15 protein-coding genes are annotated in these 22,257 nt (G+C 57.5%); 4 read left to right on the top strand and 11 right to left on the bottom strand.

Going from position 1 to position 22,257, the window contains the following annotated elements; genetic code table 11:
• Window positions 1-33: 33 nt before the first annotated feature.
• The 10 genes from der to AC3WOK_RS07280 form a co-directional block, all read right to left on the bottom strand.
• Window positions 34-1,506, bottom strand: a complete 1,473-nt coding sequence (gene der / locus AC3WOK_RS07325) for a ribosome biogenesis GTPase Der (RefSeq protein ID WP_047346809.1) — start codon at window positions 1,504-1,506, stop codon at window positions 34-36.
• Between the two features lie 112 nt (window positions 1,507-1,618).
• The gene (gene bamB, locus AC3WOK_RS07320) at window positions 1,619-2,797 is read right to left on the bottom strand and encodes an outer membrane protein assembly factor BamB (RefSeq protein WP_047346750.1); all 1,179 of its coding nucleotides are present in this window, start codon (window positions 2,795-2,797) and stop codon (window positions 1,619-1,621) included.
• Window positions 2,798-2,807: 10 nt separating this feature from the next.
• Window positions 2,808-3,428 carry a YfgM family protein gene (locus AC3WOK_RS07315; RefSeq protein ID WP_063957723.1) on the bottom strand — a complete coding sequence of 207 codons (621 nt, stop codon included), beginning with the start codon at window positions 3,426-3,428 and terminating at the stop codon, window positions 2,808-2,810.
• 13 nt (window positions 3,429-3,441) lie between these two features.
• Window positions 3,442-4,716, bottom strand: a complete 1,275-nt coding sequence (hisS, locus tag AC3WOK_RS07310) for a histidine--tRNA ligase (RefSeq protein WP_059312113.1) — start codon at window positions 4,714-4,716, stop codon at window positions 3,442-3,444.
• A gap of 80 nt (window positions 4,717-4,796) precedes the next feature.
• Window positions 4,797-5,915 (bottom strand): flavodoxin-dependent (E)-4-hydroxy-3-methylbut-2-enyl-diphosphate synthase, encoded by a 1,119-nt coding sequence (ispG, locus tag AC3WOK_RS07305; protein WP_023308814.1) that lies wholly within the window; start codon window positions 5,913-5,915, stop codon window positions 4,797-4,799.
• A gap of 26 nt (window positions 5,916-5,941) precedes the next feature.
• Complete coding sequence (rodZ, locus tag AC3WOK_RS07300) at window positions 5,942-6,958, bottom strand: cytoskeleton protein RodZ (protein WP_059312114.1); 1,017 nt, start codon at window positions 6,956-6,958, stop codon at window positions 5,942-5,944.
• A 292-nt stretch (window positions 6,959-7,250) separates the two neighbouring features.
• Window positions 7,251-8,417: a dual-specificity RNA methyltransferase RlmN gene (gene rlmN / locus AC3WOK_RS07295; protein ID WP_014171168.1), complete on the bottom strand. Its 1,167-nt coding sequence runs from the start codon at window positions 8,415-8,417 to the stop codon at window positions 7,251-7,253.
• Window positions 8,418-8,586: 169 nt separating this feature from the next.
• Window positions 8,587-9,018 carry a nucleoside-diphosphate kinase gene (ndk, locus tag AC3WOK_RS07290; RefSeq protein WP_003860625.1) on the bottom strand — a complete coding sequence of 144 codons (432 nt, stop codon included), beginning with the start codon at window positions 9,016-9,018 and terminating at the stop codon, window positions 8,587-8,589.
• A gap of 156 nt (window positions 9,019-9,174) precedes the next feature.
• Window positions 9,175-11,499, bottom strand: a complete 2,325-nt coding sequence (gene pbpC / locus AC3WOK_RS07285; RefSeq protein ID WP_492354258.1) for a peptidoglycan glycosyltransferase PbpC — start codon at window positions 11,497-11,499, stop codon at window positions 9,175-9,177.
• 1 nt (window position 11,500) lies between these two features.
• Window positions 11,501-16,453, bottom strand: coding sequence for an alpha-2-macroglobulin family protein (locus tag AC3WOK_RS07280; RefSeq protein ID WP_492354257.1), 4,953 nt, complete (start codon window positions 16,451-16,453; stop codon window positions 11,501-11,503).
• A gap of 286 nt (window positions 16,454-16,739) precedes the next feature.
• On the opposite strand from AC3WOK_RS07280, the gene AC3WOK_RS07275 reads away from it, so the two are divergent.
• The 4 genes from AC3WOK_RS07275 to AC3WOK_RS07260 all read left to right on the top strand — a co-directional run bounded on the left by AC3WOK_RS07275 (window position 16,740) and on the right by AC3WOK_RS07260 (window position 21,370).
• A complete protein-coding gene (locus AC3WOK_RS07275; protein ID WP_059312117.1) occupies window positions 16,740-18,284 on the top strand; it encodes a PTS transporter subunit EIIC in 1,545 nt (514 codons plus the stop codon).
• Between the two features lie 12 nt (window positions 18,285-18,296).
• The gene (locus AC3WOK_RS07270; RefSeq protein ID WP_252000738.1) at window positions 18,297-19,664 is read left to right on the top strand and encodes a 6-phospho-alpha-glucosidase; all 1,368 of its coding nucleotides are present in this window, start codon (window positions 18,297-18,299) and stop codon (window positions 19,662-19,664) included.
• Window positions 19,665-19,754: 90 nt separating this feature from the next.
• A complete protein-coding gene (gene sseA / locus AC3WOK_RS07265) occupies window positions 19,755-20,600 on the top strand; it encodes a 3-mercaptopyruvate sulfurtransferase (RefSeq protein ID WP_063427840.1) in 846 nt (281 codons plus the stop codon).
• Window positions 20,600-21,370, top strand: coding sequence for a MurR/RpiR family transcriptional regulator (locus tag AC3WOK_RS07260; RefSeq protein ID WP_063427837.1), 771 nt, complete (start codon window positions 20,600-20,602; stop codon window positions 21,368-21,370). Before sseA ends, AC3WOK_RS07260 begins: the two co-directional genes overlap by 1 nt.
• Window positions 21,371-21,387: 17 nt before the next feature.
• On the opposite strand, the gene sseB is transcribed toward AC3WOK_RS07260, so the two are convergent.
• Window positions 21,388-22,164 (bottom strand): enhanced serine sensitivity protein SseB, encoded by a 777-nt coding sequence (sseB, locus tag AC3WOK_RS07255; RefSeq protein WP_059312121.1) that lies wholly within the window; start codon window positions 22,162-22,164, stop codon window positions 21,388-21,390.
• Window positions 22,165-22,257: the final 93 nt, after the last annotated feature.

Genomic DNA, 22,257 nt, shown 5'->3' with positions numbered 1-22,257 from the left:
TGCTTATGATAGCTAGCAATTTACGATGAAAGCTTATTTGCTTTTCTTAATGTGTTTAATCAAGCGCTTACGCTTACGCATCTGGTTTGGCGTCAGGGTGTTGCGCTTGTTGGCGAACGGGTTTTCCCCTTCCTTGAACTGGATGCGGATAGGCGTGCCCATCACGTCCAGCGATTTGCGGAAGTAGTTCATCAGATAGCGTTTGTAGGAATCCGGCAGGTCTTTCACCTGGTTGCCGTGAATCACCACGATTGGCGGATTATAACCACCGGCGTGGGCATATTTCAGCTTCACGCGACGGCCACGCACCAGCGGCGGCTGATGGTCTTCCGCAGCCATATTCATGATACGGGTCAGCATGGCGGTACTCTGACGACGGGTGGAGCTGTCGTATGCTTCACGTACGGATTCGAACAGGTTACCCACGCCGCTGCCGTGCAGCGCAGAGATAAAGTGCACCCGAGCAAAGTCGATGAAGCCCAGACGGAAGTCGAGGGTCTCTTTCACCTGCTCACGCACTTCATTGCTCAGGCCATCCCATTTGTTGACCACGATAACCAGTGAGCGCCCACTATTGAGGATAAAGCCGAGCAGAGAGAGGTCCTGATCGGAGATGCCTTCACGCGCATCAATAACCAGCAGCACCACGTTGGCATCTTCAATCGCCTGCAGAGTTTTGATAACGGAGAATTTTTCCACCACATCGGTGATTTTCCCGCGCTTACGCACCCCGGCGGTGTCAATGAGAACATACTCACGCTCATCGCGCTGCATTGGGATGTAGATGCTGTCACGTGTGGTGCCCGGCATGTCGTAAACGACCACGCGCTCTTCACCCAGAATACGGTTAGTAAGTGTAGACTTACCTACGTTTGGACGACCCACGATAGCCAGCTTGATCGGCAGATCCTGCGGGTTGAAGTCGTCTTCAGGCTCTTCTTCGCCCTCTTCACCTTCTTCGAACTGCGCCCAGTATTCAGCATCTTCATCGACTTCTTCCGGCGGGTTAACTTCGTCAACCCACGGCAGCAGAACGGTTTCCAGCAGGCTGGTCACACCGCGACCGTGCGATGCCGCAATCGGGTAGATTTCACCCAGACCTAAAGACCAGAAGTCGGCAACGGCCTGATCGGCATCGATACCGTCAGTTTTGTTCGCCACCAGGAAGGTCGGTTTTTCACGCGAACGCAGGTGTTTAGCGATAGCGGAGTCCGCAGGCATCAGGCCAGCGCGCGCATCCACCATGAACAACACCACGTCGGCTTCTTCAATCGCCAGCAGCGACTGTTCCGCCATGCGGGTTTCAACGCCATCTTCCGTGCCGTCAATACCACCGGTATCAATACAGATGAACTCGCGTCCTTCTACTTCTGCACGACCGTACTTACGGTCACGCGTCAGCCCCGGGAAATCCGCAACCAGCGCATCACGGGTGCGTGTTAAACGGTTAAAAAGAGTGGATTTTCCAACGTTAGGGCGCCCGACAAGCGCGACCACAGGTACCATGTTTGAAGCCTCATAAAATTCAAAATAACGTCGCTTTTGCGGCGTTTTTAAAAATGTCAAAACGGCTCCTGAGTGAACAGGAGCCGTTTAGTATACTACAACCGCCGGGTAATTAACGCGTGATCGCGTACAGCGTGCCGTCTTTTGCCTGAATCAGCAGTTTGCCGTCAGCCACAACCGGGTCGGTGAGGAAACCGGAGCTGTCGACTTTTTGCTGTGCAACAAAGCGGCCGTTATCCGGATCGATCCAGTGCATATACCCTTCGCTGTCACCAACCACCAGGCTGCCGTTGTACAGTGCCGGTGCGGTCAGCAGACGGTGCAGCAGATCGCTTTGCGTCCACAGCGTCACGCCGCCTTCGGTGCTCAGCGCCAGCAGACGGTCATTCTGGTCAACCATATAGATGCGGTTACCATCAACGATGAAATCATTCACAGAACCCAGCTCACGTTTCCACATGATCTGGCCGCTGCGCAGATCCAGCGCGGTCAGGTTGCCGTTATAGGCCAGCGTGTAAACCACACCGTTAACGATAACCGGCGTTGTATCCACGTCGCTCAGACGGTCAATTTCCGTTGAGCCAGTGGCCTGGGAGATACGCTGCTGCCAAATCATCTGGCCCTGCTGCATCAGCACGGCACTCACGCGACCGTTGTCACCGCCCACAATGGCGGCACCAAATGCGGTAGCCGGCGCGGATTCACCGCGCAGAGAGAGCGCAGGCATATCCAGGTTAACGGTCCATTTCACCAGACCGTCCGCTTCGTTCAGCGCCTGCAGCTGGCCGTTGCTGGTATGAATCAGCACCAGGCCGTCGCTCACTACCGGACGAGACAGGGATTCACCCGCCACGGTCGTTTGCCAGGCAATAGAACCGTCGCTGCTGTTCAGCGCATAAACCTGTGCTTTTTCGCTACCCACGTAAACGTGGCCGCCGGCAACGGTCAGGCCGCCAGAAAGCAGTGCAGGTTTACGGGAGAACCAGCCGTCTTTTTCCGCCAGGTTAACAGACCACACTTCTTTTCCGTCATCGGCGTTCACCGCTTTCACGGTACCTTTGCGGTCAGCCGCATAGATTACGCTATCGGCAAAGGCCGGATGAAGGTTGGAATAGAAATCACCAATCCCATCGCCCACGGAGGTGCTCCATGCGGTGGAGGGAGTAAACTGGTTTTCAACCGTCGGCAGTGGGGACATTTTTACAACGTCTTCTTCGCCACTGAACAGTGAACAACCACTCAATAACGTAACAGAAAGCAGTCCTGGCAGAAGTAATTTACGCAATTGCATCGGGTCCCTCTCAGACGGACAAATTATTTATTTTCATCTGCATCATTTCGCTCAGCGCAGGTGATGCTTTGCTATCCACGCCAGCTTGCCACGCTTTACGCGCGCCCGCTTTGTCACCTTTGCTCAGCAGTGCTTCACCGCGCAAATCGGCAACGATGGCAGCAAAACCTTCGCCTTTGATGGTATCGAGCGTTTTCAGCGCATCGTCAGCTTTCTTCTGCTGAACCTGAATACGTGCCAGGCGCAGATTGATCACCGCTTTCAGGTTTTCATCGCTGGCCGCAGCAAGGCCCTGAGACAGCTGGGCGGCGGCTTTATCCAGTTCGTTTTTATCGACGTACTGTTGAGCCACTTCCAGTGCAGCCAGTGCACCGTAGGTGTTTTTGTTGTCAGCCGCAAATTTCTCTGCCGCAGTCAGCGTTTGCGGCTGATCGGCATGAATTGCGCTAATGGTATTTTCATAAGACAGAGACGCGCCGCGCGCGGAATCCGCCTGATGACTGTTCCAGTAGCGCCAGCCCAACAGCGCACCAATACCTAAAATAACCCCAACAGCCAGCGCTTTGCCGTTTTCGACAAAGAAGCGCTTAATCGCGTCGACCTGATCGTGTTCGTTCTCGTAAATTTCCACGCAGTCCTTCTCCTTAGCCCAATAGAGTGCGCAAGTGCGCCGCAACGCCGTCCTGCGTTACCGTTGTCTGCTCACCAGAGCGCAGGTCCTTGACCACCACTTCGCCGTTAGCCACTTCGGACTCACCCAGCACCAGTGCAATACTTGCGCCCCACTTATCGGCACGAGCAAACTGTTTTTTGAAGTTGCCGCCGCCATGGTTGGTCATCAGCTTCACCTCCGGCAGCGCGTCGCGCACGCGTTCGGCAAGCTGCATCGCCGCAGACTGCGTTTCCGCGCCTGAGGCCACCAGGTATATATCGACAACGGAATCTGCTTTAAATTCCGGATTAACTGCCTGAACCAGCAAAACAAGTCGCTCAAGACCCATCGCGAAGCCAACACCAGGAGCCGCACGACCGCCAAGCTGTTCAACCAGGCCGTCATAACGGCCACCGGCACAGACGGTGCCCTGAGAACCGAGGCTGGTGGTCACCCACTCAAACACGGTACGGTTGTAGTAGTCCAGACCGCGTACCAGGCGCTGGTTCACGGTATAGGCAATGCCCGCCGCTTCAAGCAGCTTGCACAGGCCCGCGAAGTGTTCGCGAGATTCGTCGTCAAGGTAGTCACCCAGCGCTGGCGCATCGTTCAACAGTGCCTGAACGTCTGCGTTTTTAGAGTCCAGAACGCGCAGCGGGTTACTGTACATGCGACGTTTGCAGTCTTCGTCCAGCTTCTCTTTATGCTGTTCCAGGAACGCCACCAGCGCATCGCGGTAGTTAGCGCGCGCTTCCAGAGAACCGATAGAGTTCAGCTCGAGGGAAACGTGATCGGCGATACCGAGCGCGCGCCACCAGCGAGCCGTCAGCATAATCAGTTCGGCGTCGATGTCCGGGCCCTGCAGGCCGAACACTTCCACCCCCAGCTGATTGAACTGGCGATAACGCCCTTTCTGAGGACGTTCGTGGCGGAACATCGGTCCGATATACCACAGGCGCTGCTCCTGATTGTACAGAAGACCATGTTCGATGCCGGCGCGTACGCAGCCCGCCGTACCTTCAGGACGCAGGGTCAGGCTGTCGCCGTTGCGGTCCTCAAAGGTGTACATCTCTTTTTCAACCACGTCGGTGACTTCACCGATCGCGCGTTTGAATAACGGGGTCTGCTCTACAATCGGCAAACGAATTTCGCTGTAACCGTAGCTGCCGAGCACCTGCTTCAGCGTGCCTTCAATGCGCTGCCAGATGGCGGTTTCGCCAGGCAGATAATCGTTCATGCCGCGGATGGCTTGAATGTTTTTTGCCACGTTTATTCTCTTTCTATATACAAAAAAAACCCAAAGAATGGGTTCAATCATACATGGGAAGCTTGCGGCTTCCCATCACGTTATTTTTCAACCTGCTGAACGCTGATACGCTGTGTCTCGTCCATCATGGCGGCTTTGGCACGGATGCGGGCTTCAAGCTGGTCGATCATGTCGCTATTATCCAGACGATCTTTGCGGACGCCATCTTCATAGAGACCACTTTTCTTGTTACCGCCGGTCACGCCCAGGGTTGACACCAGAGCTTCACCCGGACCGTTCACCACACAGCCGATGATGGAGACGTCCATCGGGGTGATAATGTCTTCCAGGCGCTGTTCCAGCGCGTTCACCGTACCGATCACGTCGAACTCCTGACGCGAGCAGGTTGGGCAGGCAATGAAGTTGATCCCACGTGCGCGGATACGCAGTGATTTCAGGATATCAAAACCGACTTTGATCTCTTCGACAGGATCGGCCGCCAGCGAAACGCGCAGGGTGTCACCGATCCCTTCGGAGAGCAGCAGCCCCAGACCGATCGCGGATTTTACAGAACCGCTGCGCAGGCCGCCCGCTTCGGTGATCCCCAGGTGCAGAGGCTGGTCGATCTGTTTTGCCAGCAAACGGTAAGACTCCACCGCAAGGAAAACGTCGGACGCTTTTACGCTGACTTTGAACTGATCGAAGTTGAGACGATCGAGATGATCAACGTGGCGCATCGCGGATTCAAGCAGCGCCTGCGGCGTAGGCTCACCGTATTTTTCCTGCAGATCTTTTTCCAGGGAACCGGCGTTGACGCCGATGCGGATAGGAATATTTTTATCGCGCGCGCAGTCCACAACCATGCGGATACGCTCTTCGTTCCCGATGTTGCCCGGGTTAATGCGCAGGCAGTCGACGCCGTATTCGGCCACTTTCAGTGCGATGCGGTAGTCGAAGTGGATATCCGCGACCAGAGGAACGCTGACCTGCTGTTTAATCAGCTTGAACGCCTCGGCGGCGTCCATGGTCGGGACGGAGACGCGAACGATATCCGCGCCTACTCGCTCTAATGCTTTGATTTGATTGACCGTCGCTTCCACGTCCGTGGTGCGCGTGTTGGTCATCGACTGAACGGCGATAGGTGCCCCATCGCCGATTGGCACATTCCCAACGTAAATCCGTTTCGATTTTCTACGTTGAATCGGAGCCTGGTTATGCATGAAAAATCTCCCGCGTTGCCCGTCTGTTACTGTGCTGCTGATTGTTCGGCATTAACGGTAAGACGTGCAACCTGGTTAGTTCTGATAAAGCGGCTCAGGTCGACAGGTTTTCCTTGATACTGGATCTGTACCGCTGCCGGAGCGCCGATTTTAAGTTTATAAGGAGCCTGGCCGGTTAGGTTCAACGTGCCATCTTTACGCTGCAGGCCGCTGAACAGCTTTTTACCCGTCGCGTCAGTCACTTCCAGCCAGCAGTCGGCGCTAAAGTTCATCACCAGCGCGTTTGGATCGGCTGCTGTGGCAGTGCCCGCCGGGCTGGTAGGCAGAGACGCTGCGGTATTGTCTGCAGGCTGAGTGGCCGCAGGCGCGTTCGCCGCAGTGTCAACATTTGCCTGAGAAGGGGAAACCACCGCGTTTTGATCCTGAGGCTGAGCCTGCGGAGCGGTGTTAGCCGTTGCTGCCGGAGCCTGCGCAGCATTGGTCGCCGGCGCCTCTGTCGCAGCCGTCTGTGGCTCGCTGGAGGTGGCCGCGCCGTCGGTATTCAGCGGCACGCTCTGGGCGTTATCGCTTCCGGCCTGGTTGAGTTCGGCGGAGGATTGATCGGCCATGGTGGTGATCTCTTCCTGCTGCGCCTTGTGGTTTTGCCACCACCATGCGCCGGTCAGACCGATCACCACGAACAGTACCAGCCAGGTAAAGCTCATCAGCCAGCCATCACGTTTTTTACGACGTTTCCCCAGGGAGAAGGTCTGCATCGGCGCAACTTTTGCTGCACGGACCGGGGCCTGCTTCTCCATCATTGGCAGTAATTCGTTTTCGGGGATGTGCACCAGTTTTGCGTAAGAGCGGATATAACCGCGCAGGAAAGTTGAAGCCAGATCGGCAGGTGCCTTATCTTCTTCAATATCGCGAACCGTGGAAACCTTCAGGCACAAGCGTTCCGCAACGGCTTGCTGGCTGAGTCCGAGTTGTTCACGGGCGTTGCGAAGACGAACGCCAGTGGAGAGTGCTTCATGTTGGTCGTGAGTGGCTTCAGTATTCATTCGCTACAACTACTGGTACGTGAAAAAAAGGGTTCAGGTGCCGGTGAGTCACAATGCCACCCGCACCGCGAAACTTCTGGTCAGTTAACCTTGAACAGACAGTATAAGACTGTCAGCCCGGAGATGACAGTACAGCCCTGCCCGTACGGCTAAACTGTTGTTACGTCGTTACATACTGCCCGAAAGTCGGATGAAACGCACCGTAATTATTGAGCAGTCATCACGAATCTGACTGGTTATTCAGTAAGATTATGCTTCACGGCGCAGATAATGCGCCGTGAGTGCATAATAATCAAACAGCTTTAACCGCGATCGTCTCTCCCTGCATGCGTTTACGCAGGGTACGCTTAGTACGGTCAATCACATCACCTGCCAGCTGTCCACATGCTGCATCAATGTCATCACCACGGGTTTTACGCACGATGGTGGTGAAACCATACTCCATCAGCACCTTGGAGAAGCGATCGATGCGGCTGTTCGAGCTGCGGCCATACGGCGCGCCCGGGAACGGGTTCCACGGAATCAGGTTGATTTTGCATGGCGTATCTTTCAGCAATTCAGCCAGCTGATGCGCATGCTCGGTACCGTCGTTGACGTGATCGAGCATCACGTACTCAATGGTTACGCGGCCCTGGTTAGCGTTGGATTTTTCCAGATAGCGACGCACGGCAGCGAGGAAGGTTTCGATATTGTACTTTTTGTTGATCGGCACAATTTCGTCACGAATTTCATCGTTTGGCGCGTGCAGGGAGATTGCCAGCGCAACGTCAATCATATCGCCGAGCTTGTCCAGCGCAGGCACAACGCCTGAGGTAGACAGCGTCACGCGACGCTTGGACAGACCAAAACCGAAGTCATCCAGCATGATTTCCATCGCCGGAACCACGTTGGTCAGGTTCAGCAGCGGCTCACCCATCCCCATCATGACCACGTTAGTGATGGGACGAGTACCGGTCACTTTAGCCGCACCCACGATCTTCGCGGCACGCCAGACCTGGCCGATAATTTCTGACACGCGCAGGTTACGGTTAAAGCCTTGCTGCGCGGTTGAGCAGAATTTGCACTCCAGCGCACAGCCCACCTGAGAAGAGACGCAGAGCGTGGCACGGTCTTCTTCCGGGATGTAGACGGTTTCAACGCGCTGATCGCCGACCGCAATCGCCCATTTGATGGTGCCATCGGCCGAGCGCTGCTCTTCCACCACTTCCGGTGCGCGGATTTCAGCCACTTCTTTGAGCTTATTGCGCAGGACCTTGTTGATGTCAGTCATGTCATCAAAATTGTCGCTGCAGTAATGGTACATCCACTTCATGACCTGATCGGCACGAAACGGCTTTTCGCCCATCTCTTTAAAGAACTCGCGCATCTGCTGACGGTTCAGATCCAGCAGGTTGATTTTTCCATTTTTATTTGGAACCGCAGGAATGGCGACTTCGGAGGTATTCACTAATTCAGACATAATATTTACCGGCCTCGTTGTTACACGTTATGGCCCATGGAGGGTTGAATAGAAACGCCCCGGAAAGCGGTCTGCTCGTCCGGGGCGTTGCATTGTACAAAGTCTGGCGCAGGGATGCCACGTCTGGACGCGGCATTTACGAAAATAATGTGTAAACGAAACCGTTAAATTAACGGGTACGTGGACACACTTCGCCTTCTGCGAAGAAGAAAGCGATTTCGCGCGCAGCAGATTCAACGGAGTCGGAACCGTGAGTGCCGTTCTCGGTGAAGCTGTCTGCATAGTCAGCGCGCAGGGTACCTGCCAGCGCATTGTCCGGGTTGGTTGCACCCAGCAGATCGCGGTGACGCTGTACTGCGTTTTCGCCTTCCAGCACGGATACAACGATTGGACCGGAGGTCATGAACTCAACCAGGCCGTCAAAGAATGGGCGACCTTCGTGCTCAGCGTAGAAACCACGAGCCTGCTCAACGGTCAGGTGCAGCATTTTGGTGCCAACAATTTTGAACCCTGCTGATTCAAAGCGAGCGAAGATGCTGCCAATAACGTTTTTTGCCACCGCGTTTGGTTTGATGATGGAAAAAGTACGTTCAATAGCCATGATAACCTCTGTCAATGTTCTGTTGTTTTGCATACCTGAGTATGGTGTGGCGCGGATTATAATGAGCAATAGCGCCATTGCCTATGGATTCAGGTAACATTTTTTTAAAATAAGACGAGTTTTAGCAACAGCTCACAGCCGAATGCAGTTTTAAGGTCACTGCAGCGTAAAATTCACCGTCGCAACCTGCCCGGTCTCATCCATAACGAGTAACTGATAATCGCCCGATTTATCAAGCTGTAATGTGTAAACTCTTCCTTTCACGTCGAGAGGCTCTCCGTTCAAAAACCACCAGCGCTCGCCGCTATTGCCTGTCGCCTGAAGCGGCAGAGAAACGCGGGATTCCCCCGGCAGACGTTTAATGACGGCCCCTTCGCGCACGCCGGTCAGGATGAGTGGCGCAGGTGCGTCCTGCGAGAGCGGAGGACAGGTTGCTGATGAAGGAGGAACCCGTGCCGCACGACGCTCATTGGCAGGCAGCCACGGCTCCAGCGGCAGCGGCCAGACGTCAAGAACCTTCTCTGTTGCATCCGGGCAATCCGCTGCCACACGTTTGCCCGTTTTATCCAGCCAGACGGGGAAACGAATGCCGCGAATGCCTTCCTGCTCCGGCAACAGCAGCGTGGGCGGTTCACTCCCTTCAAGCAGCCAGGTCGACAGACGGCGTCGGCAGTTTTCACTGCCCTGCGGCAGCGACTGACCGCCAGGCCAGCAGATCGCGCCCCGCCCGACGCTTGCCGGGCGCGGATCGCGCGGCAAACGGGCTTCGTCTACCGTTGAACGTGACTGAAGCAGGTTATTAACCTGGTTCAGTAGCGGAACCGCGCTGGCAAAACCAAACTGCCCCGCCACGGGAGTGCCGTCCGGTCGCCCGGTCCAGATGCCTATCACGTAGCGGGCATTCAGACCAATGGCCCAGGCATCGCGGTAACCGTAGCTGGTGCCCGTTTTCCAGGCCAGCGGCGCAACCTGCGGCAGCGCGTTATCCGGTAGCGGCTGCGCCTCATTCGCCAGAATACGGCGGATAATCCACGCCGAGCCTTGCGAGAGTAACGGTCGTTCACTCAGCGGATCGCCAGGCTGTAGCCGCAACCTTCCCGCTTTACCGTGTCGGGCAAAGGCGCTGTAGGCCGCAGCGATATCTGCCAGCCGCGCGCCGGCCCCGCCGAGGATCAGAGACAGATTCGGCTGAGCCCCCGCAGGCAGGATCAGCGGCAGGCCTGCGTTACTCAGCATCCCGGCAAAACGTTTTGGCCCGTAGGCTTCCAGCACCTGGACGGCCGGCAGGTTGAGGGAGCGCACCAGCGCTTCACTCATGCTGACCGGTCCGTGGAACCCGCTGTCAAAATTCCCGGGGCGATAATCACCGGTTTTTCTTGGAACGTCCTGCAGCAACGAGGCGGGATGGATCAGACCATCGTCCAGCGCCATGCCGTAGATAAACGGTTTCAGCACCGATCCTGGCGATCGGATCGCATTGACCATATCGACGTGGCTAAAACGCGTGTCATCGTTGATATCCACCGATCCAACCCAGCCGCGTACTTTCATATCGGTATGATCCACGACGATCATCGCCAGCGAGCTGCGTGCCGGCAGGCGGGATTTCCAGTTCATTGCCAGCTCTTCCAACTGCCGCTGCAGCCCGGCATCAAGCGTGGTGACAATTTTAGCGTCGCGACTTTTGCTGAGCATCATGCGTGCAAAGAGCGGAGCCAGCTGCGGCATCTGTCGGGGCGCCAGCCATACCGATTCTTCACGGGATTCTTTGACCTGCTTTGCAGACCAGACCCCCTGCGTCGCCATGCGATCGAGCACTTTATTGCGCGCCGCTTCGGCCCGCTCAGGCCAGCGGTCCGGACGTAAACGGCTCGGTGCCTGCGGGAGCACAGCCAGCAGCGCCGCGTCGGAATAGCTGAGCTGCGACGGCGGTTTGCCAAGATAGGTCCAGCTTGCCGCCCCAACCCCCTGCAGCGTACCGCCAAAGGGTGCGCGGTTGAGATAGAGCGTGAGAATGTCGCGCTTGGAAAGATGCCACTCCAGCTGCATCGCCCGCCAGAGCTGACGAATTTTACCGCCAAAGGTGCGCGGATGTGGATCCAGCAGGCGTGCTACCTGCATGGTGAGCGTACTGCCGCCAGAGACGACTTTGCCAGAAATGAGATCCTGCCAGGCGGCACGCAGGACAGAGAGCGGGTTTACGCCAGGATGATCCCAGAACCAGCGATCTTCGTACTGGAGCAGCGCCTCAAGATAGCGGGGAGAGACCTCTTCAATCGTAACCGGATAGCGCCAGATCCCGTCGTTGTCGGCAAAACGCCAGAGCGGCGTTCCCTTCTCATCCACCACCACCCGCGCGGGGTTAACCTCTTTCAGAGGCAAGGGCCACAGGCGGTCGGCGATGACAATAAGTCCCCATAAAACGAGAAGCGCTCCCGCCAGCCACAGCCAGCGGGAGCGTGTCAGACGTGCCATTCGCATATTATGGAACAACAATCAGCGGGCCACTGGCCGCACCCGTCGCCCGCCACTGCGGCACGTACATTGACTCCACCATCGGAACCGGCACCTGGTAAGTTCCCGGCGTTACGGCGCGCGCCAGATAAACCAGCGTGACCGGCTGACCTTCATTTACCGGTACAGCCGCGACAAAGCGGTCGTCGCGGAATTCCATATGCTGAATGTCAGCCTGCTGCATCTGGCTGAGCAGGTTCTGCACTTCGCTGCCGCTGTCCTGCAGGCTGGCGCTGCTGCTCGCCAGGTTCTGATTTTCCAGCTCCAGACCCGCAGGGAGGAGATCCACCACCAGCGCGTCCGGCACGTTCTGGCTGGCTTTCACTTCCAGCCACACCAGCACCAGTTCACCGCTTTTCAGCGAAGAGAGCGACTTCGTGCTGCCGTCGGTTGCCAGAATATGACGTTCAACCTGCAGCACGTTCGAGCTCGGCTGAGGCGCATTTTCTGGATAACCGGTGCTGTCCAGGCGGACCCACAGTGGTGTCGTCCCGGTGTTAGTCACCTCCAGCGCGCCAAGCTGGTCACCGTTGACGTTTTGTACCAGCGCCTTATCCCCGCCTGACGCGGTATCAGAAAGCGTAGTGTTCGCCTGCCACGTACCTGAAAGGGTTTGCAGCGAACGTCCGGCCAGGAACAGCGCGTTACTCTCCTGGGTGGACAGCCAGCGCTGGCTGAAGGCCTGTTCGGACAGCACATTCAGCAGCGTATTTTGCGCGTCCGGCAGCAGCTTGTACTCTTCCAGAAGAGAAAGCATCAGCGCGTTATCGCGAAGCTGGCTGCCGTAATCGGCCATCCAGGTTTTACTGTCGTTACGCGGCGTTTTGAGTGCCAGATCCAGCGCCTGCTGGCTGCGCGGAGCATCGCCCATCAGCTTAAGCGCCATACCCAGCTGCATCAGCGGCAGCCCGGAAGCCGCCTGCCCGTGACGATCCCAGATTTCACGCAGCGCGCCCAGCGGTGCTTTTTGCTGACGAGCCAGCACCAGCGAGGCATAGGCTTGCACGGCAAACTTGCTGGCCTGCGTATCGTCGCTATAGCGAATGGACATCATGCCCGGATCCTGCAGGTAGCGCAGCAAACGGCCGTTCGCGTTATTGACCGCGTCGGTAGGCACGCTGTAGCCCTGCTCGCCCGCGCGCACCAGGAAGTCGGTCACGTAGGCCGTAAGCCAGTACTCTTCCGGACCGTTTTTATCCCACAGCGCAAAACCACCGTCTTCACGCTGCATTTGCAGCAGGCGCGAGATGCCAATATCAATGGCCGCACGGCGCTTATCATCGGTGTCTCCCTTGATGCCAAGCGCGGCAAGCTGCGCCGCGTTGGTGTAGAGAGACGGGAACAGGCCGCTGGTGGTTTGTTCCAGACAGCCATACGGATACGCCTGCAGTTCGCGAATATAGCGCGCCAGGTTGAGCGGCGGCTTGCCGCTCAGCAGCAGTTGCCCCTGCAGCGTGGCAGGAGAGAAACCGTTGCTATGCTGCGCCGGTGCGGTCCAGGATTCACCAGGGTTCAGCATGGCCCCCGTGTTCACCGTCTGTGCGGGGAACGCCGGACGCACGCCGATTTTCCAGCTCTTCTGCTGCGGAGCGAAGGTCTCGCCAGGAAGCTGCAGGCCGGTCACCTGCGCGGTCACTTCACCATCTCCATAGCCGTCCAGCGCGCGCACCGGAATAAACAGGGTAGTTCGTGCACCTGGCGGCAGTTGCACCGGCTGCGGCTGTGCGCCTTCAAGAGACAGTTTGCCGGTTGCGGTCAGTGCCACGTTCAGCGTTTGCGGCCTGTCGGTCAGGTTGGTGAGATCCAGCGTCAGGCGCGAGGTATCCCCGCTTGCCAGGAAGCGCGGAGTATTCAGCTCGGTAATGACCGGCGCGGCCACAATAACCTTACTTTCGCTGCTGCCGAAATCATCCTCCGTCCAGGCCTGCGCCATCAGACGCAGCTCGCCGTTGAAGTCGCCAATCGGCAGCGTAACGGTGCCTTCCCCGTTGGCATCAAGCGTAACCGGCTGCGCCTGCTGGGCGATAATGGTAACGTGGTTCACCGGCGGTTTGCCGCCGCGCTTCAGCTCGTCCCCATCGCCACCAAAACGCAGCGCGGCCATGCGGCCCTGGCCTTCAATGACCTGGCCATAGATATCGTAGATATCCGCGCCGTAGCGCTTCTGACCAAAGAACGCCTGCCACGGATCTGGCGTGACGTAATCGGTAATGTTCAGCACGCCGCTGTCCACCGCCGAAACCAGCACGTTCACCTTCTGCGGCACAGTGCCCTCTTTCACGCTGGCTTTCACCTTCACAGAGAGCGTCTGGTTTGGACGCATTTTTTGCGGGTTATCCAGCGCAATATTCAGGCGGCGATTTTCGTCGCCCATCGGCAGATGCAGCAAACCGACCGCGCGTTTCGGCGTGGCGGATTTGGATTTATCCCCAGGACGAACCACCAGCGTGCTGAGATAGAGATCGTGACGTTTCCAGGCCTTGTCGACCGGGATGGCGAGATCAAGCCCGTTTTCCGGGACGTCGATCTCTTTCCACCACAGCGGCCCTTCGCTGGATTCGATCATTGCATAGCCCTTGCCTGCTGCCGGCGCTGCAATGTGCAGATTGATGGTATCGCCAGGCTGATACGCTGGCTTATCCAGTTTCAGCGTCACGCGATCGGGGCGCGCAGCCCCGGAGCCGTCGCTATTATCCTGCCAGCTGTAGCCCGCCCAGAAGCGCACGCTGCTGACCATCTCATCCGGCGCTTTAACCTCCAGACGATAAGAGCCCCACTCAACCGGGAAGGTGACTTTGCCGGTTTCATCGGCCTTAAGGGTCAGCTCCTGTTCGCCTTCAATGAGATCTTTTTGATCAAACTGCGACTGCCAGCCTTCGCTTTCCGACCAGTTCCAGTAATAGTCCCGGCGCTCGCGGATCAGACGAACCTGTAACCCGGAAACGGCTTTTTTCGCCCCGCTGGCATCGGCATACACGATATCGAAGCTGGCGTTGCCGTTCTCGTCGACAATCGGCTGGTTAACGGTGGTATCGGTGCGGTAGTCGTAAACGGCTTTACTGGCGAACTGAGGACGGATGCCCGGCAGCTCCGCCGCTGGCCAAATGGCCTGCTCGGCACGGCGCGTCACCGGACGACCGCCCGACTCCAGCAGGCTGGCCTGCAGGATCAGCTGGAGAGGAGAGTGCACCTCTTTCCACTGGCTTTCGGTAGAAACCTGCCCACGCCCCTGTTCGTCGAGCGTAAGCTGAACTTCATCCAGACTGCGGCTCAGGTTGTCCTCGGCGATATCACCAAACTGGAAGCCCGGCAGCGCAGCCACCGCATCACGCAGCGGACGCAGGAAAAGCTGGCCCTGCAGAGAATTTCCGTTGGCCGGCGCGCCATAGAGGTAATACCCGACCACGTTGAAGTCGACGTTATCCTGAGGTGAAACCGGCGTTTTTTGCCCGCTCAGGTTAAGCGCCATACGCTCAGGCATAAAATCTTCGACGTGGAAGTCCCACAGACGCTGCAGGTTATCGCCCGTATTGGCGCGGATATGCCACATGCCGGTCTGCGCCCCGCTGTCCAGCGAATAGTTAAAACGATAGAGTCCGTTCTCTGGCTTGACGACGATCGTGCGCGCGACCTGTCCGTCCGGACGCAGTACGTCAAGCTTCACGGGCTGGTCGGGAAGTGGCTTACCGTCGCTGTCGCGCAGCAGACCGTTAAGGATCACCGTTTCGCCCGGGCGGTAGAGATCGCGTGGGCCAAACATAAAGAATTGCTTGCTGTAGCCAGGGCTCCCTGCGATGTCGAACTCCGCCAAGTCGAGCGCAGGCAGCTTGAGGTCAAGCAGCGTGGTCTGGCCGTCTTTGCTGGCCAGGATCAGCGCGGCTTCTTTGTCGGTCTCAAGCTTTGCGTGGCCATCGCCGTCGCTTTTCGCTTCGGCAAGCGTCTGCCCTTTATCGTTTAGCAGGGTAACGGTAACGCCGGATTGCGCCGCGCCGTTCTCCAGGCTCTGGGTGAAAATGTCCAGACGGTTATGATAACGGTGAGCGGACAGGCCAATATCGCTTAAGGTAAAGAGCGTTGCGGCGTTGCTGTAGTTGTAATGCCCGGCCGGGTTCATGACCGCGATATAAACGCCAGACTGCTGGAGCGGTTTAATATCCTTCAGGGGAAGCAGCAATTTTTCACGCGTGTTGCGCGCAGGATTGAGATCGAAACGACCGGTGTAAACCAGCTCTGCCATCTTCAGCAGGTTGTTGGATTCCCAGTTGGTCAGCGAGTTGCGGTATTCCCACTGGCTGACAAAAGAGGCCAGCGATTCGGGCTTCACGCGGTAGAAATTCACGTCCACGTTGTTGACGTTGAGCGCCATCACCGGCAGACCTTCCACTACCTTGCCCGGCAGCAGCGAGCCGCGGCTGGCAAAACCTACAGTGGGTTCAACGTCCCGGGTGGTCAGGGCTTTTTCATAATCAATGCCGAACGTCGCCTTGTTCAGCGCCTGCAGGTCACGTTCAACGGTGACGACCAGGTTGCGGTTAGGCTCCAGATGGCGCAGGCGAAGCTCTTTCAGGTTAGGCGCAAGTTCCCACGCCCCATCAACCTTGCCGCTTTTCTTGTCCACGACATGCACGGTTTTCGCGAAATCCTGATCGGGATTGAGCGGAACAGAGAATGTCAGCACCAGCGTTGAAGCGCCGTCCAACTGCACCTCTGAGGCGTCCAGCAGGGTTAACGCTTTGCCCTGACTCTGCGCCGCCAGTTTTGCCAGCTTATCAGCGTCGGGCTTTTCCGCGGCTTTCGGTGTCGATGGGGTGGAGGCGGCGGGAGCCGCAGACTGAGTGGTATCGTCGCTGTTATCACAGCCGACAAGCGTAAACGTGGTAAGCAGCGCGAGAGAAATCGCGGCTAGGCGAAACGGTTTCATCCTTTGTCCCTGGCCTATGGGGCCTGTTGGTCGTCGTCCGGATAAGTATTATCCGCAAGTTTCATTAATTCAAAAAGTCCAATTTTAGAATCCTGAAAGCGCCTCGCAGAACGGTCCCCTACTGTCACCCGGCAATGCTACACCGATCACAGCACCAAACGTTACATGTTACCTTTGAGGTCATTTGTTTTTAAAACAATAAGATAGATGGATAAACATGTCTGAAGGCTGCTAGTTTTATAACCATGACGCACCCCGAGTGCGCGGTTCAATAAGAGAGAAAGCCATGAAACGAGCCGTGAACGCCCTACAAAATTTCGGAAAATCATTGTACGGACCGGTGCTGATCTTACCGATCGTCGGTCTGTTTATTGCCTTTGGTAACGTGCTGGGTAACGGTAATCTTGCGGAATATCTGCCGTTTCTTGGCCATCCGCTGATCCAGCATCTTGGTCAGCTTATCGCGAAATCTGCCGTGTCGGTGCTGGTCAACCTGGCGCTGGTGTTTGCCGTCGGCATCCCGATTGGCCTGGCGACGCGCGATAAAGGCTATGCCGCGCTGATTGGCCTGGTGACCTTTGTGGTGTTCATTAACGCCATGAACGTAACGCTACAGCTGCAGGGCGCGCTGGCGCCAGCGGCGCAGATGAAAGCGGCCGGGCAGACGATGGTACTGGGCGTGCAGGTGCTGGAAATGGGGGTCTTTGCCGGGATACTGACCGGGGCGCTTTCCGGCTACCTGTACAACAAATACTCCGGCGTACAGTTTAACGGCGCGATGGCGATTTACTCCGGCCACTGTTTTGTCGCCATCGTCATGCTCCCCGTCTCCATGCTGCTCGGCGTGGTGATGAGTGAACTGTGGCCGTTTGCCCAGCACGGCATCAGCGCCCTGGCGCTGGCCATCAAAGGCTCCGGGCCGTTTGGCGTCGCAATCTACGGTTTCCTGGAACGCATTCTGGTGCCTACCGGCCTGCATCATCTGGTCTATACCCCGTTCCTCTATACCGAACTTGGCGGCACGCAGGAGGTCTGCGGCGCAACCTATCAGGGCGCACGCAATATCTATTTTGCCGAGATGGCCTGCCCGGACGTGAAGCAGCTCAGCAGCACCGTGGTGTGGGACGCCCGCGGCATCAGCAAGATGTTTGGCCTGCCTGCAGCGGCGCTGGCGATGTACATGACCGCGAAGCCGGAGCGCAAAGCGGCGGCAAAGGCGATTCTGATCCCGGCAGCGCTCACCTCTCTGCTGGTCGGCGTGACCGAACCGATTGAGTTCTCCTTCCTGTTCGTCGCCCCGCTGCTGTTCGTTGTGCACGCGGTGCTGACCGGCATCGGCATGATGCTGTTCTCGCTGCTGGGCGTTCACGCCATCGGCGCCAATGGGATTATCGACTTCATCCTCTACAACCTGCCGCTCGGCACGGAAAAGTCCAACTGGCCGATGTACATCGTGGTCGGGCTGATCATGTTCGCCCTCTACTTCGCGGTGTTCCGCTTCCTGATCCTGCGCTTCAACATGAAGACGCCGGGCCGTGAGGATGACGATAAGGAGACGCGCCTCTACAGCAAGCAGGAGTACCAGGCCAAAGGCAACAACGACGGGCTGGGTGAGTCCATCGTGGCGGGTCTCGGCGGTCGGGAAAATATTGAAGTGGTGGATAACTGCTATACCCGCCTGCGCGTCACGGTGAAGGACGTCGCCATTATCGACGAGCCACGCCTGAAGGCGACCGGCGCGAAAGGGATTATCAAACAAGGTAACAACGTTCAGGTGGTCTACGGGCTGCACGTCAAAAAAATGCGAGAAGCCGTTGAGACGTTTCTCTGAAAGGAGCTAAAGATGTTTACACCCCCATTCATTCTGTCGATTGCCGGCGGCGGCAGCACCTACACGCCGGGTATTGTGAAAAGCCTGATGATGCGCCTGCAGGATTTCCCGCTGGCTGAAATCCGCCTCTACGACATCGACGACGCGCGTCAGAACACCATTGCGCCGGTCGTCGAGAAGGTCATTCGCGACCACAGTCAGAGCATCAAATTCACCGTAACCAGCGACCCGGAAGTGGCCTTTAGCGGCGCGCATTTTGTCTTCGCCCAGATGCGCGTCGGCCAGTATAAGATGCGCGAGCAGGACGAGAAGATCCCGCTGCGCCACGGCGTGGTAGGCCAGGAAACCTGCGGGCCCGGCGGGTTGGCTTATGGTCTGCGCACCATCCTGCCGATGGTGGAGCTTATCGATCTGGTGGATCGCTACGCGCACGAGAAGGCCTGGATCGTGAACTACTCCAACCCGGCGGCGATCGTCGCGGAAGGGGTGCGGCGCCTGCGCCCGAACGCGCGCGTGCTGAACATTTGCGATATGCCTGTGGCTGCCATGCGTAACATGGGGGCGATTCTGGGTGTCGATCGCCACAAGCTGGAGGTCGACTACTTCGGTCTGAACCACTTCGGCTGGTTTACCCGCGTGCTGGTGGACGGCGAGGACAAGCTGCCAGAGCTGCGTAAGCATATTGCGAAGTTTGGCCTGCTGACGGAAGACGCGGCCAAAACCGATCCGCAGCATTCCGATCCGTCCTGGGTGAAGACCTGGCGCAACATTAAGCCGATTATGGACAACTTCCCGGAGTATCTGCCGAACCCGTACCTGCAGTATTACCTGATGCCGAACCAGATTGTGGAGCATCAGAACCCGGACTATACCCGCGCCAATGAAGTGATGGACGGGCGCGAGAAAAAGCTGTTCGCCGCCGCCGAAGAGTACAAGCGCTCCGGGGTTCTGCCGGATGCCTTCCACGTGGGCGTCCACGGTGAATTTATCGTTGACGTCGCCTGCTCGCTGGCTTTTAACCTGCGGAGCCGCCATTTGGTGATGGTGGAAAACCGCGGTGCGATTACCAACCTGCCTTACGATGCCGTGGTGGAAGTCCCCGCTTATATCACCTCCGAAGGTCCGGAACCGATTCGCATCGGCCAGGTGCCGCTGTTCCATCAGACCCTTTTGCAACAGCAGCTCGCCTCTGAACAGCTGCTGGTAGAGGCGACTATCGAAGGGAGCTATGAGAAAGCCCTCCAGGCATTCACCCTTAACCGCACCGTGCCGACCATGGAACACGCGAAGGCAATTCTCGATGAGATGATCGAGGCCAACCGCGACTACTGGCCTGCGCTGCAAAAAGCCTGGCAGGACGGCGAAACGGTGAAAAAATAGGGGCTTGCTCGCGAGTTGAACGTGGTTTGCTTGTCGGTGTCAGAAAAAACACCGACAATCCTTTTTTACGGAAAAGAATGGAGGCAACCCATGTCCACCTCATATTTTGTCGCCGCCGACTGGCTGATTGAGCACGGTGACGATCCGGAAGTTCAGATTATTGACGCGCGTATGGCCCCGCCGGGGCAAGAGCATCGCGATGTTCCCGGTGAATACCGCGCAGGACACCTGCCTGGCGCGGTATTTTTTGATATTGAAGCCCTCTCCGATCACACCTCTCCCCTACCGCACATGCTGCCGCGCCCGGAAGCGTTTTCCGTGGCGATGCGCGAGCTGGGCGTCAGCAAAGACAAACACCTCGTTGTTTATGACGAAGGTAACCTCTTCTCGGCCCCGCGCGCGTGGTGGATGCTGAAAAACTTCGGCGTGGAAAAGGTCTCGATTCTGGCGGGCGGCCTCGCGGGCTGGAAGCGCGACGAGCTGCCGCTCCAGCAGGGCGACGTGACGCTGCCGGAAGGCGAATTCGATGCCACCTTCGACGCTCACGTGGTGAAACGCCTGACCGACGTGCTGGTCGTGAGCCATGAAAAAACGGCCCAAATAGTCGATGCTCGCCCTGCGCCACGCTTTAATGCAGAAGCGGACGAACCGCGTCCGGGGCTCAAGCGCGGCCATATTCCGGGCGCGCTGAACGTGCCGTGGGGCGATCTGGTGTTTGAGGGCGAACTGAAAACCACCGACGAGCTGCGCGCTATTTTTGACCGTGCGGGCGTGGATTTACACCGTCCGGTTATTGCCAGCTGCGGCTCCGGCGTAACGGCCTGCGTGGTTATTCTGGCGCTCGCCACGCTCGGCGTAAATGACGTTACGCTCTACGACGGTGCCTGGAGCGAATGGGGCGCGCGTGACGACCTGCCGGTTGAACCGGCGAAGTAATGGATAACCGCCTGGCCACGCTGTTAACGCGCGGGGCATCCCTGACCCGCGCGGAGTACCGCGTCCTTGCCCACCTGACGGAACATCCGCTGCTGGTCGGCAAGATTACGGTTCGCGAGCTGGCTCAGGCGACGTTCGTATCCACTGCCACCATAATGCGTCTGTGTCAGAAGCTGGGGTTCAGCGGTTTTAGCGAGTTTATCTGGCACTGCAAACAGTTGCTCTCCGACACGCCGCACATTGCCGTTCAGGGGCAGTCGCGTCCTGAACTGCCGGCGCTTTTTAATCAGTTTATCGCCAACTATCAGCAAACCTTTCAGTGGGTCACCCACGACAAACGCCAGCAGTTTGCCGACCTGCTGCGCCAGAAAGAGAGCTTCTTTCTCTACGGCGCCGGGTTTTCCTATCTCTTTGCCGAGTATCTGACCAAGAAACTGCAGGTGCTGGGCAAAACGGCGTTTATCTCCGGGCCGGGCGACAGCCGGAACATTTTTCTCAGCAATGCCGCACGCTATGAAGTGTTTATTGCCGTCTCGCGCAGCGGCGAAACGGAGCAGGTGCTGGATAAAGCGCGGATTGCCAAAAACGTCGGCATGACGATCGTCGCGTTTACCCGCGCCTCGGCCAATACGCTGGCGGGAATGGCGGACGTGCACTTTGCCCTCTATGACGAAGCGGTACACTTCGCCGCCGAAGCCGCGGGGGTGACGTCGTTTGAGTCGAATCTGGTGCTGCTGATGGATTTACTGCTGCTGGAAGCAACGGGGTGATATTCACCCCGCCGTAATCAGATGATGCGGTTAGTTTTGAGATCGCGCAGGAAGCCGCCCCAGCGGCGCTCGTAAAACGGGGTAATGTGCTCGGTAATAAAGTGGCTGATGCCCTTCTCACCGTTCTTCACCTGACAGATGTCAATCGGCTCATCGCCCGGCAGCGTGTCGGTGGCCACGCTTCCCGCCGCCTGAATGATATCCTCGATATCGCCATCGGCTTCAATACCGATCAGCAGCACGGGCTGTTCGTCCGCGCGCTCTTTGATAGAGCAGAGGAACGCGCGCCTGACGGGCTTGAGCGTTTTGAAAAGCGTGGTCAGGGAATCGATCACCTGCGCAGGCGGCTCGGCCACTTCAGACAGCAGCAGCGTTTCGCCCCCTTCCAGGACCTCCTGAGTGCTGAGCGGGTTGCCCTCTTCGCCAATCAGATGGCTGATTTCGCGCGGCGTGAACTCTTTTCCGGTCGGCAGCTTCGCATTGAGGAAAAGCGTCTGGCCCAGCGTCATTTCAAACAGGGTGCGCACCGGCATCACCACGAACGCCTGTTCGTCTTCTACCGCTTTCTGCAGCGCTTCCAGCGAGGTAAAGAACGGGATCACCGAGGTGCCGTCGTCCTTCTCCCAGTGCAGTAGATCCAGCGCGCTGTCTTCGACAACCTGCTCACCTTCCGCAGCGGTGCCCGGCACCCAGACGGTGGATTCCAACAGCGTGCGGAAAAATGCCGGACGGTGGGCGGGTTCGGTCGCCGCCTGCTCCAGCAGGGCTTCTAATTCGTTTTTGGTTTCTGACATAGTTTGGCTACTTCACACTTGCCCGGCGGCGCTACGCTTGCACGGGCCTACGGGTTTTGTAGGCCGGGTAAGCGTAGCGCCACCCGGCAAAAA

The sequence above is a fragment of the Enterobacter sp. FW301-JW81 genome, assembly GCF_058788735.1.
The sequence above is the reverse complement of the archived record's forward strand: the minus strand, read 5'-3'. Positions and strand labels throughout refer to the sequence as shown.